Origin of the sequence: Pantoea alfalfae (assembly GCF_019880205.1) — a bacterium.
Classification (GTDB): domain Bacteria; phylum Pseudomonadota; class Gammaproteobacteria; order Enterobacterales; family Enterobacteriaceae; genus Pantoea; species Pantoea alfalfae.
Genome location: NZ_CP082292.1, coordinates 1742877 through 1759220, shown reverse-complemented (window position 1 = coordinate 1759220; position 16344 = coordinate 1742877). Strand labels below are relative to the sequence as shown.

At 56.0% G+C, this 16344-nt stretch carries 15 protein-coding genes; 6 read left to right on the top strand and 9 right to left on the bottom strand.

Features of this window, described 5'->3' with window-relative positions; genetic code table 11:
* Positions 1 to 62: 62 nt before the first annotated feature.
* A complete protein-coding gene (purT, locus tag K6R05_RS08160; protein WP_161733114.1) occupies positions 63 to 1241 on the top strand; it encodes a formate-dependent phosphoribosylglycinamide formyltransferase in 1179 nt (392 codons plus the stop codon).
* Positions 1242 to 1275: 34 nt separating this feature from the next.
* Here the strand turns inward: purT and K6R05_RS08155 are convergent, their stop codons facing one another.
* Together K6R05_RS08155 and zwf are read right to left on the bottom strand one after the other, a co-directional pair.
* A complete protein-coding gene (locus tag K6R05_RS08155; RefSeq protein WP_010258674.1) occupies positions 1276 to 1914 on the bottom strand; it encodes a bifunctional 4-hydroxy-2-oxoglutarate aldolase/2-dehydro-3-deoxy-phosphogluconate aldolase in 639 nt (212 codons plus the stop codon).
* A 444-nt stretch (positions 1915 to 2358) separates the two neighbouring features.
* Positions 2359 to 3834 (bottom strand): glucose-6-phosphate dehydrogenase, encoded by a 1476-nt coding sequence (gene zwf / locus K6R05_RS08150; RefSeq protein ID WP_033732917.1) that lies wholly within the window; start codon positions 3832 to 3834, stop codon positions 2359 to 2361.
* 364 nt (positions 3835 to 4198) lie between these two features.
* Here zwf and K6R05_RS08145 point away from each other — a divergent pair, with 364 nt between their 5' ends.
* The 3 genes from K6R05_RS08145 (at position 4199) to K6R05_RS08135 (ending at position 7945) form a co-directional block, all read left to right on the top strand.
* Positions 4199 to 5077 carry a MurR/RpiR family transcriptional regulator gene (locus K6R05_RS08145; protein WP_202604894.1) on the top strand — a complete coding sequence of 293 codons (879 nt, stop codon included), beginning with the start codon at positions 4199 to 4201 and terminating at the stop codon, positions 5075 to 5077.
* A 107-nt stretch (positions 5078 to 5184) separates the two neighbouring features.
* The gene (gene pyk / locus K6R05_RS08140) at positions 5185 to 6627 is read left to right on the top strand and encodes a pyruvate kinase (RefSeq protein WP_161733116.1); all 1443 of its coding nucleotides are present in this window, start codon (positions 5185 to 5187) and stop codon (positions 6625 to 6627) included.
* An 85-nt stretch (positions 6628 to 6712) separates the two neighbouring features.
* Positions 6713 to 7945 (top strand): MFS transporter, encoded by a 1233-nt coding sequence (locus K6R05_RS08135; protein ID WP_161733118.1) that lies wholly within the window; start codon positions 6713 to 6715, stop codon positions 7943 to 7945.
* 231 nt (positions 7946 to 8176) lie between these two features.
* Here K6R05_RS08135 and lpxM read toward each other — a convergent pair whose 3' ends face one another.
* The 3 genes from lpxM to znuA form a co-directional block, all read right to left on the bottom strand.
* Positions 8177 to 9151 (bottom strand): lauroyl-Kdo(2)-lipid IV(A) myristoyltransferase, encoded by a 975-nt coding sequence (gene lpxM / locus K6R05_RS08130; RefSeq protein ID WP_222925376.1) that lies wholly within the window; start codon positions 9149 to 9151, stop codon positions 8177 to 8179.
* Positions 9152 to 9276: 125 nt separating this feature from the next.
* A complete protein-coding gene (gene mepM / locus K6R05_RS08125; protein ID WP_161733122.1) occupies positions 9277 to 10608 on the bottom strand; it encodes a murein DD-endopeptidase MepM in 1332 nt (443 codons plus the stop codon).
* A gap of 13 nt (positions 10609 to 10621) precedes the next feature.
* Complete coding sequence (znuA, locus tag K6R05_RS08120; RefSeq protein ID WP_095707041.1) at positions 10622 to 11569, bottom strand: zinc ABC transporter substrate-binding protein ZnuA; 948 nt, start codon at positions 11567 to 11569, stop codon at positions 10622 to 10624.
* Positions 11570 to 11646: 77 nt separating this feature from the next.
* On the opposite strand from znuA, the gene znuC reads away from it, so the two are divergent.
* On the top strand, positions 11647 to 12402 hold the full coding sequence (gene znuC, locus K6R05_RS08115) for a zinc ABC transporter ATP-binding protein ZnuC (protein WP_013358168.1): 756 nt from the start codon (positions 11647 to 11649) through the stop codon (positions 12400 to 12402).
* The gene (znuB, locus tag K6R05_RS08110; RefSeq protein ID WP_098050283.1) at positions 12399 to 13184 is read left to right on the top strand and encodes a zinc ABC transporter permease subunit ZnuB; all 786 of its coding nucleotides are present in this window, start codon (positions 12399 to 12401) and stop codon (positions 13182 to 13184) included. The genes znuC and znuB overlap by 4 nt, the downstream gene beginning before the upstream one ends.
* Here znuB and ruvB read toward each other — a convergent pair whose 3' ends face one another.
* The 4 genes from ruvB to K6R05_RS08090 all read right to left on the bottom strand — a co-directional run bounded on the left by ruvB (position 13185) and on the right by K6R05_RS08090 (position 16212).
* Positions 13185 to 14189 carry a Holliday junction branch migration DNA helicase RuvB gene (ruvB, locus tag K6R05_RS08105; protein WP_013358170.1) on the bottom strand — a complete coding sequence of 335 codons (1005 nt, stop codon included), beginning with the start codon at positions 14187 to 14189 and terminating at the stop codon, positions 13185 to 13187.
* Positions 14190 to 14197: 8 nt separating this feature from the next.
* Positions 14198 to 14812: a Holliday junction branch migration protein RuvA gene (ruvA, locus tag K6R05_RS08100; protein WP_003849207.1), complete on the bottom strand. Its 615-nt coding sequence runs from the start codon at positions 14810 to 14812 to the stop codon at positions 14198 to 14200.
* Positions 14813 to 14906: 94 nt separating this feature from the next.
* A complete protein-coding gene (ruvC, locus tag K6R05_RS08095; RefSeq protein ID WP_003849205.1) occupies positions 14907 to 15434 on the bottom strand; it encodes a crossover junction endodeoxyribonuclease RuvC in 528 nt (175 codons plus the stop codon).
* Positions 15435 to 15468: 34 nt separating this feature from the next.
* Positions 15469 to 16212: a YebC/PmpR family DNA-binding transcriptional regulator gene (locus K6R05_RS08090; protein ID WP_033732924.1), complete on the bottom strand. Its 744-nt coding sequence runs from the start codon at positions 16210 to 16212 to the stop codon at positions 15469 to 15471.
* Positions 16213 to 16344 lie beyond the last annotated feature (132 nt).

Below are 16344 nucleotides of genomic sequence, written 5' to 3'. Positions count from 1 at the left end.
GATGAGAACGCAAACGTTTTCGTTTATACTTGCGCGCGAATTTTGACTGCTTAGAGGAATGTATGACGACTCTCGGAACAGCGCTGCGTCCGGCGGCGACGCGCGTAATGCTATTGGGTTCAGGTGAACTGGGTAAAGAGGTGGCGCTGGAGTGTCAGCGTCTGGGTGTGGAAGTCATCGCAGTTGATCGTTACGCCGATGCCCCGGCGATGCATGTCGCCCATCGCAGTCATGTGATTAATATGCTGGATGGCGCAGCGCTGGCTGCGCTGATTGCCGAAGAGAAGCCAGACTTTGTGGTGCCGGAAATTGAAGCCATCGCTACAGATACACTGGTTGAGCTGGAGCAGCAGGGCCAGCGCGTGGTTCCGACCGCCCGCGCCGCAAAGCTGACTATGAATCGTGAAGGCATTCGTCGCCTTGCGGCTGAAGAGCTGGCGTTGCCGACCTCAAGCTATCGCTTTGCCGACAGCAAAGCGCGTTTTGATGAAGCCACAACCGAAATCGGCTTCCCGTGCATTGTAAAGCCGGTGATGAGTTCATCCGGCAAAGGTCAGAGCTTTATCCGCGACGTCAGTCAGCTTGAGAAAGCCTGGGATTATGCGCAACAGGGTGGCCGCGCCGGTGCCGGTCGCGTCATCGTCGAAGGCGTTGTTAACTTCGATTTTGAGATCACCCTGCTGACCATCAGCGCGGTCGACGGGATTCACTTCTGTGCGCCGATTGGTCACCGTCAGGAGGATGGCGATTATCGTGAATCCTGGCAGCCACAGCAGATGAGTGAACTGGCGCTGCAGCGAGCGCAGGATGTTGCCGCGCAGGTGGTGAAGGCGCTGGGCGGCTATGGCCTGTTTGGCGTTGAGCTATTTGTCTGCGGTGATGAGGTGGTGTTCAGTGAAGTATCACCTCGTCCTCATGATACCGGCATGGTGACGCTGATTTCACAGGATTTGTCAGAGTTTGCGCTGCACGTACGGGCGTTCTTGGGTCTGCCGATTGGCGGGATTCGTCAGTATGGTCCATCGGCATCTGCCGTTATCCTGCCGCAACTGACCAGCCAGAATGTGCAGTTTGTGAATGTCGAAGCAGCACTGGGGGCCGGTCTGCAGCTGCGGCTGTTCGGGAAGCCGGAGATCAGCGGGCAGCGTCGTCTTGGCGTTGCGCTGGCCAGCGGTGACAGCACCACGCAGGCGATTGCGCGTGCAGTGGCCAGCGCAGCGGCGGTTACGGTTCAGGGGTAAATTTGTGCGGTGAGCAGACGCTCACCGCCATTACTTACTTCGCGCCTTCGACAGCTTCGCGTGCCAGGCGGGTGATGCGATCCCAGTCGCCCGCTTCCAGGGCGTCGTTGGGTACCAGCCAGGAGCCGCCGATGCACAGCACGCTTTTCAGCGCCAGGTAGTCACGGTAGTTGGCGGGAGAGATGCCGCCGGTCGGACAGAAACGTACCTGCGGAAAAGGTCCGCCAATCGCCTGCAGCGCTTTCACGCCGCCATTCGCTTCTGCCGGGAAAAACTTAAACTCGCGCAGACCATAGTCCATACCGGTCATTAACTCTGAAACGGTGCTGATGCCCGGAATCAACGGAACCGGCCCTTCAACCGCCGCTTTCAGCAGCGATTCTGTTACGCCAGGACTGATAACAAACTGCGCACCGGCATCGGTCACTTCCTGTAACTGCTGCGGATTAATCACCGTTCCTGCCCCGACGATCGCATCCGGCACTTCTTTGATCATCGCACGCAGTGCATCCATCGCTACGGGCGTGCGCAGCGTCACTTCCAGCACTCTGACACCGCCTGCCACCAGCGCTTTCGCCATCGGCACAGCGTGTTCCAGTTTGTTCACCACGATGACCGGCACGACAGGTCCGGTGGTCAGAATCTGTTCAGCACTCGTTTTCCAGTTTTTCATCAGTTCCCCTTGCTTGATAACACCGGGATTGTGGCCCGGTCATGGAGCATCGGCTCCTGCCCTGTAATTTGCGTCACTACCATACATGATCCGCTTCCTGAGCGTCTATCCTCCTGCGCCGATTTTGAAACAGCAGTTCAGTTTTATTCATATCCGCTGGCCCGGTTTAAAAGCGAAAAAAAAGCCCGCATTGCGGGCTGTAACTGCAGATGAAGCCAGGTTTCGTATTTGCCTGGCCGCAATGTCTTAGTTTAAGGCGCAGGGAACACGGGCAGAGGAGGAAAGCGTCCCGCGCCATGGACGGCGCGGGCCGAGCGGCCAGGGATTGGCGCAAGCGCCTTTCCGATCTGACCGTGTTCCTTTCGCAGTCACAGTCTTACAACAGACCGGGCTGATATAATCACCCATCTCACCACCGCGTTACGGGCTTCATCATCACTTCAGTTATTCAAACTCGTTCCATGAGCGGCCATCGCGGGTGATCATCGCCACCGAGGCTACCGGGCCCCAGGTGCCGGCCTGATACGGCTTGGAAGAGTCACCATCCGCCGCCCAGGCTTCAATAATGGAATCGACATAGGTCCATGCGGCTTCAACTTCATCGCGACGCACAAACAGCGCCTGGATACCGCGCATGCTCTCCAGCAGCAGACGCTCGTAAGCATCGGCAAGGTGCGACTGGTTGAACGTCTCGGAGTAGCTCAGATCCAGCTTGGTGGTCTGCAGCTTGTGCTTGTGATCGAGGCCCGGCACTTTGTTCAGGATCTCGATATCCACGCCCTCGTCCGGTTGCAGACGAATGGTCAGCTTGTTCTGCGGCAGCTCTGAGTAGGAATCTTTGAACAGGTTCATCTCAGGGTTTTTAAAGTAGACCACGACTTCGGAACACTTGGTCGGTAAACGCTTGCCGGTACGCAGGTAGAACGGCACGCCTGCCCAGCGCCAGTTGTCGATATCGACACGAATTGCGACGAAAGTCTCCGTAGCGCTCGTTTTATTGGCACCCTCTTCTTCCAGGTAGCCTGGCACTTTTTTACCCTGTACAAAGCCCGCAGTGTACTGACCGCGTACGGTTTTCTCACGCACGTTGGTCTGGTCGATGCGGCGCAGCGAGCGCAGCACTTTAACTTTTTCGTCACGGATGCTGTCGGCGCTAAGATCGGACGGCGGCGACATGGCGATCATGGTCAGAATCTGCAAAAGGTGGTTCTGAATCATGTCACGCATCTGACCCGCTTTATCGAAGTAACCCCAGCGGCCTTCGATACCCACCTCTTCGGCCACCGTGATCTGCACGTGGTCGATGGTGCGGTTATCCCAGTTGTTCACGAAGATAGAGTTCGCAAAGCGCAGCGCCAGCAGGTTAAGCACGGTCTCTTTGCCGAGATAGTGGTCGATACGGAACACCTGGCTCTCATCGAAGTATTCACCAACGCTGTCGTTGATCTCCTGCGAGGTTTCCAGTGAGGTACCCAGCGGCTTCTCCATCACGACACGCGCCGGTTTCGCATTCAGCTTCGCGGTGCCCAGTCCCTGACAGATCGCGCCAAAGGTGCTCGGCGGCATCGCGAAGTAGTTAATGGTGGTGCGGTTTTTCTGGTCCAGCATCTTGCCCAGTTTCGGGAAGTGCGTGGTGTCATTAACATCGAGGTTGCAGAAGTCGAGACGATTGCTGAGTTTGTCCCACAGCGCTTCGTCAATCTTCTCCTTCATGAAGGTTTCCAGCGCTTCACGTACCACTTTGGTGTATTCCGCTTTGTCCCACTCGGCACGGCCGACACCAATAATGCGGGTTTCCTCGTGGATCTGACCCGCTTTCTCTAACTGGTACAGTGAAGGCAACAGTTTACGGCGTGCAAGATCGCCTTTGGCACCGAAAATCACCAGATCGCATGCCTGGGCTGTTTGTGTTACCGCCATTTTCCTCTCCTCGTTGCAGGATAGTCCGGTGGTGATGCATCCTCTGCCACCGGGTCCAGGTTATTATTTTCTTTCAGCACAATGTACTTTTTTCCCGGCGCCAGGTAAACCGACTCGCCGGGTCAACCGCATTAACTCTGTACCGGATACGCTGAGCGCGTGTGATGACACGTGCGGATTGCCGGTTTTTTCTGTGTCTGCTGGTGTCAGGAAAATCTGGCATCGGTCAAAGTATCCCAAAAAAAAGCGCTATCGGCTTGTCAGCCGTTGCGCTCGCCGGGTGCTGGCGCGATATAGTCGCTGTTAATCGCCTCCTGCGACAGTGATAATTGAAATTGATAAAAGTGATAATGGTTATCGGCTTATGAATATGCTGGAAAAAATTGAAGCGCAGTTTGCTGCGCTGAGCAAAGCGGAACAGAAAGTCGCCCGGCAGATTCTGGCTGCACCCCAGGCGGCAATGCACTCCAGCATTGCGACGCTGGCAGGCGTTGCCGGCGTGAGTGAGCCCACCGTAAATCGCTTCTGCCATCACCTTGGCGCACGCGGCTTTCCTGACTTTAAACTGCAACTGGCGCAGAGTCTGGTGAAAAGCAGCAGTTGGGTCAGCCGGGGCGTGGAGGATGACGACAGTGTGGAGAACTACAGCCACAAGATCTTCGACTCGGCGCTGGCTGGACTGCAGCGTGTACGGGATCAACTAAACAGCACGCAGTTGCAACAGGCCGTCACCCTGCTTGCGCAGGCCGACAAACTCGCCTTTTTCGGGCTGGGAGCGTCCGCAGTCGTGGCGCATGATGCCTTTACCAAATTTCTGCGCTTTAATCTGCCGGTGATCTGGTCGGACGATATTGTGATCCAGCGCATGAGTTGCATAAATAGTCGAGCCGGTGACGTTTTTGTTCTCATTTCGCATACTGGACGCACAAAAAATATGGTAGAACTGGCTCGCCTGGCCCGTGTAAACGGTTCCACCGTTATTGCCATCACCTCTCCCGATTCACCCCTTGCCCATGAAGCAGCGATAGCTTTAGTGCTTGATGTACCGGAAGATACGGATGTCTATTTGCCGATGGTGTCGCGCCTGGCGCAGTTAACCGTGATCGATGTGCTGGCGACCGGTTTTACTCTGGAACGGGGAGCTCCCTTCCGGGAAAACCTGAAACGCGTGAAAGAGGCGTTGAAAGCGTCGCGTTACGAAAAGAACACCATTCGGGAAGAGAGTGATCAGCAAAAAAATTAACATCACATTTACAATGTGAGTCGTATCACAACCCGTCGATCATATAGAATAGATAACCATGCTGTGTCCACAGACCCGGACACGCTTAAATGTTTACGGAGTCCTCGATGTCAAGACGTCTCAGAAGAACCAAAATCGTAACAACCCTCGGCCCGGCTACCGATCGTGATAATAACCTCGAAAAAATCATCGCTGCCGGTGCGAATGTTGTACGACTCAACTTCTCTCACGGCACCGCAGAAGACCATCAGCTACGTGCCGATAAAGTGCGTGAGATTGCCGCAAAGCTGGGCCGCCACGTGGCTATTCTTGGTGACCTCCAGGGTCCAAAAATTCGTGTTTCGACCTTCAAAGAAGGCAAAGTTTTCCTGAATATTGGCGACCGTTTTCTGCTGGATGCGAGCCTGGGTAAAGGCGAAGGCGATAAAGAGCGCGTCGGTATCGACTACAAAGGTCTGCCTGAAGATGTGGTGCCGGGCGATATCCTGCTGCTGGATGATGGTCGCGTGCAGCTGAAGGTGCTGGAAGTTCAGGATACGAAAGTCTTCACCGAGGTCACCGTGGGTGGCCCGCTGTCGAACAACAAAGGCATTAACAAGCTGGGTGGCGGCCTGTCAGCTGAAGCGCTGACCGAAAAAGACAAGGCAGACATCATCACCGCCGCTAAGATCCGCGTCGATTATCTGGCTGTCTCCTTCCCACGCTGTGGCGAAGATATGAACCTGGCGCGTCGTCTGGCGCGTGAAGCGGGTTGTGACGCTAAGCTGGTCGCTAAAGTGGAACGTGCCGAAGCGGTCGCCAGTCAGGAAGCGATGGATGACATCATTCTGGCCTCAGACGTGGTGATGGTTGCGCGTGGCGACCTGGGCGTTGAGATTGGCGATCCGGAACTGGTCGGCATTCAGAAAGCATTGATTCGTCGTGCCCGTCAGCTTAACCGCACCATCATTACGGCGACGCAGATGATGGAGTCGATGATCACGAACCCGATGCCAACTCGCGCAGAAGTGATGGACGTGGCTAACGCCGTACTGGATGGCACCGATGCCGTGATGCTCTCTGCGGAAACCGCAGCGGGTCAGTATCCGGCGGAAACCGTCTCAGCGATGGCGAAGGTCTGCCTGGGCGCGGAGAAAATCCCAAGCGTCAACGTCTCCAAGCACCGTCTGGATGTGCAGTTCGACAACGTCGAAGAAGCGATCGCCATGTCTTCCATGTACGCCGCAAACCATCTGCAGGGCGTCACCGCGATCATCACCATGACCGAGTCGGGCCGTACTCCACTGATGACCTCACGTATCACATCGGGCCTGCCGATTTTTGCGATGTCGCGCCATGAGCGCACGCTGAATCTTACCGCGCTCTATCGCGGTGTGACGCCGGTGTTCTTCGACAGTAACAACGACGGTGTCGCGGCCGCACACGACGCGGTTAACCTGCTGCGCGATAAAGGTTTCCTGGTTTCCGGTGATCTGGTCATCGTGACGCAGGGTGATGTAATGGGCGCCACCGGCACCACCAATACGACTCGTGTGCTGCGCGTGGATTAATTGCGCCCGCGTTGACATTGTCGGTGTAGAATCAACGACGCGACTGCCTGGCAGTCGCGTTTTTCTTTTCTGACAAGGAGGCAAGATGCCCCGTTTCCAGCCCATCAGCCAGCTTACAGGCCGAATTTTACTTTTTCCTCTGGCGTTAGTGCTGTTCGAGTTTGCGACCTATATCGCTCACGACATGATTCAGCCCGGCATGCTGATCGTCACCAGTGAGTTTTCTGTTGGCCCGGAATGGGTTTCTACGTCGCTGACCGCTTACCTGATTGGTGGCGTGGTGCTGCAATGGCTGCTGGGTCCACTCTCCGATAAGTTTGGCCGGCGACCCGTGATGCTGTCCGGCATTCTGTTTTTTGCCGTCGCCTGTATGCTCACGCACTGGGTCAGTTCGATTGAAGAATTTGTCAGCCTGCGCTTTATTCAGGGCATCAGTCTCTGCTTTATTGGCGCAGTCGGCTATGCCGCGATTCAGGAAGCCTTTGATGAGGCGCTGGCGGTGCGCATGATGGCGCTGATGGCCAACGTCGCGCTGATGGCTCCGCTGGCAGGCCCATTGGCCGGTGCCGCCTGGCTCACCGTGGGCAGCTGGCGCAGTATGTTCTGGCTGTTTGCCGCCTGCAGCCTCGTTGCGTTTGTGGTGTTGTGGCGTGTGATGCCCGAAACCGCCGGCGATCGCAGTCACTCCATTGCCCTGCCCAATCTGGCGCGCAACTATGGCCGACTAATGAAAGACCGTCTGGTGATGTTCGGATCTTTTGCTATCGGATTGGTGTTTATTCCGATCCTCACCTGGGTTGCTCTGTCGCCGGTGATCCTGATGCATGACGAAGGTCTTTCTCGCATGCAGTATGCCCTGCTGCAATTGCCGGTGTTTCTGGCGATGATCGCCGGTAACCTGACGCTGAGTAAGCTGGCCGGACGCGTGCCGATTGAACAGCCGGTGAAGTTCGCCGCCTGGCCGATTCTGATTGGTCTGAGCCTGGCGTTGGTGGCAAGCCTGCTCAACAGTCACGGTTATCTGCTGATTACGGCAGGCCTGAGTCTCTACGCTTTTGGTGCGGGAATGGTGAATGCCGGACTCTATCGCCTGACGCTCTACGCCAGCGATGAAGGCAAAGGCAGCGTGGCGGCCATGCTGGGAATGATTAGCATTCTGACGCTGGCGGTGGGGATTGAGCTGGCGAAAAGTGGCTACTTCAGCGGCGGCACGTTGTGGTTCTGTCTGATCAACTTTATCAGTGGCGTGTTATGGTTTGGTCTCGTCACCCTGTTTATGCGCGAGCGTAAACGTCGCAGCAGGCTGGAAGCGTTATAAAAAACCTGCATAATCGCTTTTCTCAGACGGCTACCATAGTCAAAGCGATGCGAGCATGCGCCTGTAGCAAAGCATCGCGGGCCATGGATGGTGGTTTTGCGTCTTTGCGTAGGCCGTATGCTCTCTGAGCCAGTTATCTGCGATCTGACACTGTGCCCTAAGCGTGCTCCGTTTCACAGTTGACTGGCGCAAACGTCAGGATCAAAAAAGGCCGCTTTCGCGGCCTTACTGCTATTTACGTGGATAAAGCTCTTTGCGCGAATAGGGTTCGATGTCACCCTCTTTACGGGTCTTCAGCAGCTTAAGGATCCACGTGTACTGCTCTGGATGCGGGCGAACAAACACTTCCACCTCTTCATTCATCCGGCGAGCCAGCTGGTGATCGTCTGCCTCCAGCAGGTCATCCATCGGCGGACGCACATAAATCTCAAGCTTATGCGTTTCACTGTTATAAACCGGGAACAACGGCACCACGCGGGCACGACACACCTTCATCAGCCGGCCTACCGCAGGCAACGTCGCCTTATAGGTAGCGAAGAAATCGACAAATTCGCTGTGCTCGGCACCGTGATCCTGATCGGGCAGATAGTAGCCCCAGTAACCCTGACGTACTGAACTGATAAACGGCTTAATCCCGTCATTGCGGGCATGCATCCGGCCGCCATAGCGGCGACGGGCCGTATTCCAGGCATAGTCCAGCAGCGGGTCGCTCTGGTTGTGGAACATGGCCGCCATCTTCTGGCCTTCTGACGCCAGCAGCATGGCGGGAATATCCACCGCCCAGCCGTGTGGCACCAGGAAAATCACATTCTGCTGCTCAGCTTTCATCTGGTCGATGATTTCACGACCATGCCACTCAACGCGCTGCCGGATGCGCGCAGGATCGCGCAGCACCAGCTCGGTCATCATTGTCATCGCCTGCGGCGCTGTCGCAAACATCTCATCGACCAGCGTGGCGCGCTGCGCTTCACTGAGTTCCGGCAGGCAATAATAGAGATTAATCAGCGCGCGGCGACGTGCGCCCTTTGCCAGCTTACCGGCAAACCGGCCTAACCGGCCCAGCAGCGGATCGCGCACTTTCGGCGGTAAATAAGCCAGACCCGCCAGCGCACCTATTGCCAGCCAGCTGCCCCAGTACTTAGGTTTGAGAAAAGAACGTTCAAAAACGGGAATAAATTCAATGTTATTTTTTTTACGGGTTTCCATGCACTCGCCTCAAGCAATGACCGGCTTATGATAGTGACGACCTGAAAATTTGCAATCATCCTGCGCCAGATAGCAAAAAACCGACGGAGAAGCCGTCGGTTTTTGCGCGATTTGACGAAATTCGCTTACTTCAGACCCAGTTGGGGCAGCCAGGATTTAACCTGTGCCATGTAATCGCTGCGATCTTTGCCGGTCAGACCTTCCATGCGCGGCAGCTTCGCCGTTAATGGGTTAACCGCCTGGTTATTGATCCAGATTTCGAAATGCAGATGCGGGCCAGTGGAGCGTCCGGTGTTGCCAGACAGTCCGATGCGGTCGCCGCGTTTCACTTTCTGACCTGGTTTCACCAGCACTTTCTTCATGTGCATATAGCGCGTCATATACTGACGGCCATGGCGGATAGCGACGTAGTTACCCGCGGCTCCGCCGTTCTTCGCTACCACAATCTCACCATCACCGACTGCCAGCACCGGCGTACCGATTGGCAGCGCAAAGTCGACGCCTTTGTGCGGCGCAATGCGGCCGGTTACCGGGTTAAGACGACGCGGATTAAAGTTGGAAGAGACACGATACTGCTTAACCGTCGGGAAGCGCATAAAGCCGCGTGCCAGACCCGAGCCGCTGCGATCGTAGAACTTGCCATCTTCCGCGCGGAATGCGTAATAATCTTTACCGCCGCTGCGCAGGCGCACGCCCAGCAACTGACTCTGCGCACTCTTACCATCCAGCATTTCGCGTGACATCAGCACGCTGAACTGGTCACCGGCACGCAGCTTACGGAAGTCCATCTGCCACTGCATCGCTTTGATCACCGCGCTGGCTTCGGCACTGCTCAGTCCTGCACGCTGGGCGCTGGCGGCAAAACTGCCACGCACTTCGCCCTGCATTACGCTGTTGCGCCATTCGCCCTTCTGCATCTCCGCATCCATCTTAAAGCCACCCGCTGGGGTGCGCTCATAGGTGCGGGTTTCACGGCGGGAAATTTCCCAGCTCAGGGTTTTCAGGCCGCCATCATCATCCAGCGTCCAGCTAAGCTGCTGACCGACCTGCAGATTACGCAGATCGCGATCGCTCACCACCAGCGCATTAATGTCACCGATGTCGATGCCATACTGATTAAGGGCACTGCTCAGGGTATCGCCAGATGACACGGTGTAGTCATGCACCCCTGCCGTTTCGGGCGCGTCGGTGTCGACATCATCCGCAGGCAGCTCTTCGTCCGGTTCCGGTGTGCTTTGATCGATCGGCTCACTGGCTTCCGGCAACAGCGTGCGAAGCGTGTTCTTATCCAGTTCAATGTTCTTAACGATGGGCGTCACATCATCCGTGGGATGATAAACGTAGGGCCGCCAGACAGCGACGGCCAGAGTGACTACAGTTAAAGAACCCAGCATTACGCGGTGGGGGCGCGGCAAATTATTAAATGCGAGGGCGACAGAGCGGGCTATCTGCTGCACTTTTACCTATTCCTCATGCTCCATTCAGGCAGCTTTCATACTGGCTCGACAGTTGTGAGAGGAATTTCACATAGCTGTCTTTGGCTAAGCTGATGTCCGTGCCCAGGGGATCAAGCGTGCCTTTACGCACCTGTGTTCCGCGGGAGACAGCATCGATGACTGCTGGCCTGAATTGTGGCTCAGCAAAGACGCAGACCGCCTTTTGCTCAACCAACTGTGTTCGTATCTGGTGTAAACGCTGAGCGCCCGGTTGAATTTCAGGATTGACGGTAAAATGCCCGGCGGGCGAGAGACCGTAGTGCTTTTCAAAGTACGTGTAAGCGTCGTGAAAAACGAAATATCCTTTATTTCTGACCGGAGCAAGTTGTGCGCTGACGCGTTTGTCCGTGTCCGCCAAAGCTACCTCAAACTGCTGGAGGTTGGCGTCAAGTTTGGCTTTATCTTGCGGCATAAGTTCCAATAATTTTCCATGGATTGCAACCGCGGTTTTGCGCGCAATCTCTGGCGACAACCACAGGTGCATATTAAACTCGCCGTGATGGTGATGATGGGCTTCAGCATCCTGATCTTCGGATTTTTCCGCTGCATGTTCATCTTCATCTTCACCACCACTAATCAATAACGGTTTTACCCCGTCGATGTTCACCATCGCGAGGTTTTTTTGAGCCGGAAGTTCAGCCGCAGACTTTGCCATAAAGGCTTCCATTTCTGGCCCGACCCAGACAACTAAGTCCGCGTTTTTTAAGCGTTTTGCATCAGATGGCCGCAGGGCATAATCGTGTTCGGACGCGCCGTCTGGCAGCAGCACCTCGACCGGTGTAACGCCATCAGCAATAGCTGCGGCGATAAAACCTACCGGTTTGAGTGAAGCCACGACATTCGCCTGGGCAGGAAGGGTTAACAAAGCTGAAACAGATAAAGCAGTCAGGGCGAAAATTGTGCCCTTTTTATTATGTAACATATTGCGTCATTCCATCGTGACCATGAGGTGGAATGTGATATTATAACATTCGAAATTCTGTGCAACCTGTAAATACTATGACCTCACTTGTCACACTCGATAACGTTTCCATAAAATTTAACCAGCGCAATGTGTTATCAGGCGTCAGCCTGGCGTTGCAGCCTGGCCGCATCCTGACCCTGCTGGGTCCCAACGGTGCCGGAAAATCTACGCTGGTGCGTGTGGTGCTTGGCCTGCTCGCCCCTACAACCGGTTCGGTTCAGCGTGATCCTGCTCTGCGTATCGGCTACGTGCCACAGAAGCTCCACATCGATCCTACCCTGCCGGTCACGGTTGAGCGCTTTATGCGTCTGACCCGTGGCAGCAAACACGCGGAGATTATGCCGGCACTGAAACGAGTGCAGGCAGGCCATCTGCTCAACTCTCCGCTGCAGAAGCTGTCCGGCGGTGAAACTCAGCGTGTGTTGCTGGCGCGCGCCCTTCTGAACCAGCCTCAGTTGCTGGTGCTGGATGAACCGACGCAGGGAGTGGACGTGAACGGTCAGGTTGCCCTGTATGACCTGATCAATCAGTTACGTGTGGAACTGAACTGCGGTGTGCTGATGGTTTCCCACGATCTGCATCTGGTGATGGCAAAAACCGACGAAGTGTTGTGCCTCAACCACCATATCTGCTGTTCCGGCACGCCGGAAGCCGTCTCGCAGCATCCCGAATTTATCGCGATGTTTGGCCCGCGTGGCGCGCAGGAGCTGGCGATCTACCGTCATCATCATAATCATCGTCACGACCTTCAGGGACGTATCGTTTTACGCAAAGGACAGGGTTCATCATGATTGAGTTGTTATTACCGGGCTGGATAGGCGGTGTGATGTTAGCGCTGGCTGCCGGTCCGCTGGGTTCGTTCGTCGTCTGGCGTAAGATGTCCTACTTTGGCGATACCCTGGCGCACGCGTCTCTGCTCGGCGTAGCCTTTGGCCTGCTGCTGAACGTGAACCCCTACTATGCGGTGATTCTGGTGACGGTCTGCCTGGCACTGGGACTGGTCTGGCTGGAGCGTCGTCCGCATCTGGCTATCGATACCCTGCTGGGCATTATGGCGCACAGCGCGCTGTCGCTGGGCCTGGTCGTCGTCAGCCTGATGAAGAATGTGCGCGTCGATCTGATGGCGTATCTGTTTGGCGATCTGCTGGCGGTGACGCCAGACGATCTCTGGATGATGGGTGGCGGCGTGGTGATTGTGCTGCTGGTGATGGCGTGGCAGTGGCGGTCGCTGCTGTCCATGACCATCAGCCCGGAACTGGCGCAGGTCGATGGCGTCAACATCCAGCGTACCCGGCTGATTCTTATGCTGGTCACGGCGCTGACGATTGGCGTGGCGATGAAGTTTGTGGGTGCGCTGATCATCACCTCACTGCTGATTATTCCGGCTGCTACCGCACGCCGTTTTGTGCGCTCGCCGGAAGGCATGGCGGCCGTCGCGGTGGTCATCGGCGTGATCGCCGTCACTGGCGGTCTGACCTTCTCGGCGTTTTACGACACGCCTGCCGGGCCGTCAGTGGTGCTCTGTGCCGCCATCCTGTTTATCTTCAGCATGGTGCGCAAACCGGCTGTGTAATTACTCTTCGCGCGTAATGCCGAAGTGACGATAAGCATGCTGCGTGGCCAGACGGCCACGCGGTGTGCGCTGAATGAAGCCCTGCTGAATCAGGAAGGGTTCAATCACATCTTCGATGGTTTCACGCTCTTCACCAATCGCCGCAGCCAGGTTATCCAGCCCTACCGGCCCACCCATAAACTTGTCGATGATCGCCAGCAGCAGTTTACGGTCCATATAATCGAACCCTTCGCTGTCGACGTTAAGCATATCCAGCGCACTGCAGGAGACCTCACCGCTCATATCACCATTCGCCCGAACTTCAGCGAAGTCACGTACCCGGCGCAGCAGGCGATTAGCGATACGCGGGGTGCCGCGTGCACGACGAGCGATCTCTAATGCCCCTTCGTCACTCAGCGCCAGTCCCAGACAGGCGGCACTGCGTCCTACGATGTGCTGCAGATCTTTAACCTGATAAAACTCCAGACGCTGCACAATGCCAAAACGATCACGCAGCGGCGAGGTCAGTGAGCCTGCACGCGTGGTGGCACCAATCAGGGTGAACGGCGGCAGATCGAGCTTGATCGAACGCGCCGCCGGGCCTTCACCGATCATGATATCGAGCTGATAATCTTCCATTGCCGGATAGAGCACTTCTTCCACCACCGGTGACAGGCGATGGATCTCATCGATAAACAGCACGTCATGGGGTTCAAGGTTGGTCAGCATCGCCGCCAGATCGCCCGCCTTCTCCAGCACCGGACCCGATGTGGTACGCAGGTTCACGCCCATCTCGTTGGCCACGATGTTCGCCAGCGTGGTTTTCCCCAGACCTGGCGGACCGAAGATCAGCAGATGATCCAGCGCATCGCCACGCAGCTGTGCGGCTTTGATGAAAATCTCCATCTGCTCACGCACCTGTGGCTGACCGACATACTCGGTCAGCATCTTCGGACGAATGGCGCGGTCGATTATCTCTTCTTCGTTAATGCTGGCAGCGGAGACCAGGCGGTCGGCTTCTATCATGACTTACCTCAAATGGCGGCGCGGAGCGCTTCACGGATCAGGGTTTCACAATCCGCATCCGGTCGACCGACTTTACTGATCATACGGCTCGCTTCCTGCGGTTTATAACCCAGTGATACCAGTGCTGCAACCGCTTCAGATTCCGCATCGTTGGTTTCCGGCTCGGCGCTCGGCGTGGTGAGCGTAAAGGCCGAATCGCCGCCAAACAGGTCGCCGTGCATCCCTTTGAAGCGGTCCTTCATCTCGACTACCAGACGCTCAGCGGTCTTTTTACCTACGCCAGGCAGTTTCACCAGTGACGCGATCTCTTCTTTCTCAACAGCGGTCACAAATTGCTGCGCCGACATGCCGGAGAGGATCGCCAGCGCCAGCTTGGGTCCGACGCCATTCACTTTTATCAGCTCACGAAACAGCGCGCGCTCCTGCTTGCTGTTAAAACCAAACAGCAGCTGAGCATCTTCACGCACGACAAAGTGGGTAAAAATAACCGCTTCGTGCTGAAGTTCAGGCAACTCATAAAAACAGGTCATGGGCATGTAAATTTCATAGCCGACGCCGTGTGCCTCAAGCAGCACCAGTGGCGGCTGCTTTTCCAGAATGTTGCCCCGTAAACGACCTATCACCTGAATGCTTCCTTAACTAACGAATGTGGCGGATTTTATAACATAAAAAAGGCTGGATGAATATCCAGCCTGAGTGTCTGTTCTGTGCCATGCCCTAACCTGAGCGCAACCGTCCGCGCGTCAGCACCAGCTTGCTGTCACTCATGCGAGCGGCGTTCTGCGCCACATGACAGTGAGTAATGGCTATCGCCAGCGCATCGGCAGCATCCGCCTGCGGGTTTGCTGGCAGCTTCAGCAGGGTTCGCACCATATGCTGCACCTGACTTTTCTCGGCGCTACCGATGCCAACTACAGTCTGTTTTACCTGACGGGCAGCATACTCAAACACGGGCAGATCGTGGTTTACCGCAGCAACAATCGCGGCACCGCGCGCCTGGCCGAGCTTCAGCGCGGAGTCTGCATTCTTCGCCATAAACACCTGTTCAATGGCGAAGAAATCGGGTGAAAACTGCGTGATGATTTCACAGACGCCCGCATAAATCAGCTTCAGGCGGGCGGGCAATTCGGTGGTATTGGTGCGGATACAGCCGCTGCCCAGATACGTGAGCTGGCGGCCGGTCTGACGAATAACACCATAACCGGTGATGCGTGAGCCGGGATCGATACCCAGAATAATCGACATTACGCCTCTCCGGTTAACAGGGTGACAACCGCCATTACAGCGTTTCCGCCACCTCGTCGGAGATCTCACCGTTGTGATAAACCTCCTGCACATCATCGCAATCTTCCAGCATGTCGATCAGACGCAGCAGTTTTGGTGCGGTTTCTGCATCCATTTCCGCTTTGGTGGTCGGGATCATTGCCACTTCTGCGGTATCCGCTTTCAGGCCAGCGGCTTCCAGTGCATCACGCACGGTGCCCATCTCTTCCCATGCGGTAAAGACATCAATCGCGCCGTCGTCATAGGTGACGATGTCTTCGCCGCCCGCTTCCAGTGCGGCTTCCATCACCGCGTCTTCATCCTGACCTGGCGCGAAGGAGATCACACCTTTTTTGTTGAACAGGTACGCCACGGAACCGTCGGTGCCCAGGTTGCCGCCTGTTTTGGTGAAGGCGTGACGCACTTCGCCTACGGTACGGTTACGGTTATCACTCAGGCATTCAATCATGATGGCTGAGCCGCCAGGACCGTAACCCTCATAAATGATGGTCTCCATGTTGGCGTTGTCATCGCCGCCCACCCCGCGCGCGATGGCGCGATCCATGGTGTCACGGGTCATGTTGTTGGCCAGCGCTTTATCCATCGCTGCACGCAGACGCGGGTTGGAACCCGGATCGCCACCACCCAGCTTGGCCGCCGTCACCAGTTCACGAATGATTTTGGTAAAAATTTTGCCGCGCTTGGCATCCTGCGCCGCCTTACGGTGTTTGGTATTTGCCCACTTACTGTGTCCTGCCATGTTAAATATTCTCCGATCTTTTACAGGGTGCAGACTCTCCTGGCTGCGAGCTTATTTACCGTCGGTGCTCAGCCAGGTAAGTGACAACCTGACGGCCCTGAGAGGCGAGCGTTACGCGTTATCCTCACGTAT

Excerpts from the sequence above, each read along its gene's own strand:
- purT (WP_161733114.1), top strand. The coding sequence starts at position 63 with ATGACGACTCTCGGAACAGCGCTGCGTCCGGCGGCGACGCGCGTAATG.
- zwf (WP_033732917.1), bottom strand. The coding sequence starts at position 3,834 with ATGGCGGTAACACAAACAGCCCAGGCATGCGATCTGGTGATTTTCGGT.
- znuB (WP_098050283.1), top strand. The coding sequence starts at position 12,399 with ATGATTGAGTTGTTATTACCGGGCTGGATAGGCGGTGTGATGTTAGCG.
- ruvC (WP_003849205.1), bottom strand. The coding sequence starts at position 15,434 with ATGTCGATTATTCTGGGTATCGATCCCGGCTCACGCATCACCGGTTAT.
- K6R05_RS08155 (WP_010258674.1), bottom strand. The coding sequence starts at position 1,914 with ATGAAAAACTGGAAAACGAGTGCTGAACAGATTCTGACCACCGGACCT.
- K6R05_RS08135 (WP_161733118.1), top strand. The coding sequence starts at position 6,713 with ATGCCCCGTTTCCAGCCCATCAGCCAGCTTACAGGCCGAATTTTACTT.
- ruvB (WP_013358170.1), bottom strand. The coding sequence starts at position 14,189 with ATGATAGAAGCCGACCGCCTGGTCTCCGCTGCCAGCATTAACGAAGAA.
- lpxM (WP_222925376.1), bottom strand. The coding sequence starts at position 9,151 with ATGGAAACCCGTAAAAAAAATAACATTGAATTTATTCCCGTTTTTGAA.
- K6R05_RS08090 (WP_033732924.1), bottom strand. The coding sequence starts at position 16,212 with ATGGCAGGACACAGTAAGTGGGCAAATACCAAACACCGTAAGGCGGCG.
- K6R05_RS08145 (WP_202604894.1), top strand. The coding sequence starts at position 4,199 with ATGAATATGCTGGAAAAAATTGAAGCGCAGTTTGCTGCGCTGAGCAAA.
- znuC (WP_013358168.1), top strand. The coding sequence starts at position 11,647 with ATGACCTCACTTGTCACACTCGATAACGTTTCCATAAAATTTAACCAG.
- pyk (WP_161733116.1), top strand. The coding sequence starts at position 5,185 with ATGTCAAGACGTCTCAGAAGAACCAAAATCGTAACAACCCTCGGCCCG.
- znuA (WP_095707041.1), bottom strand. The coding sequence starts at position 11,569 with ATGTTACATAATAAAAAGGGCACAATTTTCGCCCTGACTGCTTTATCT.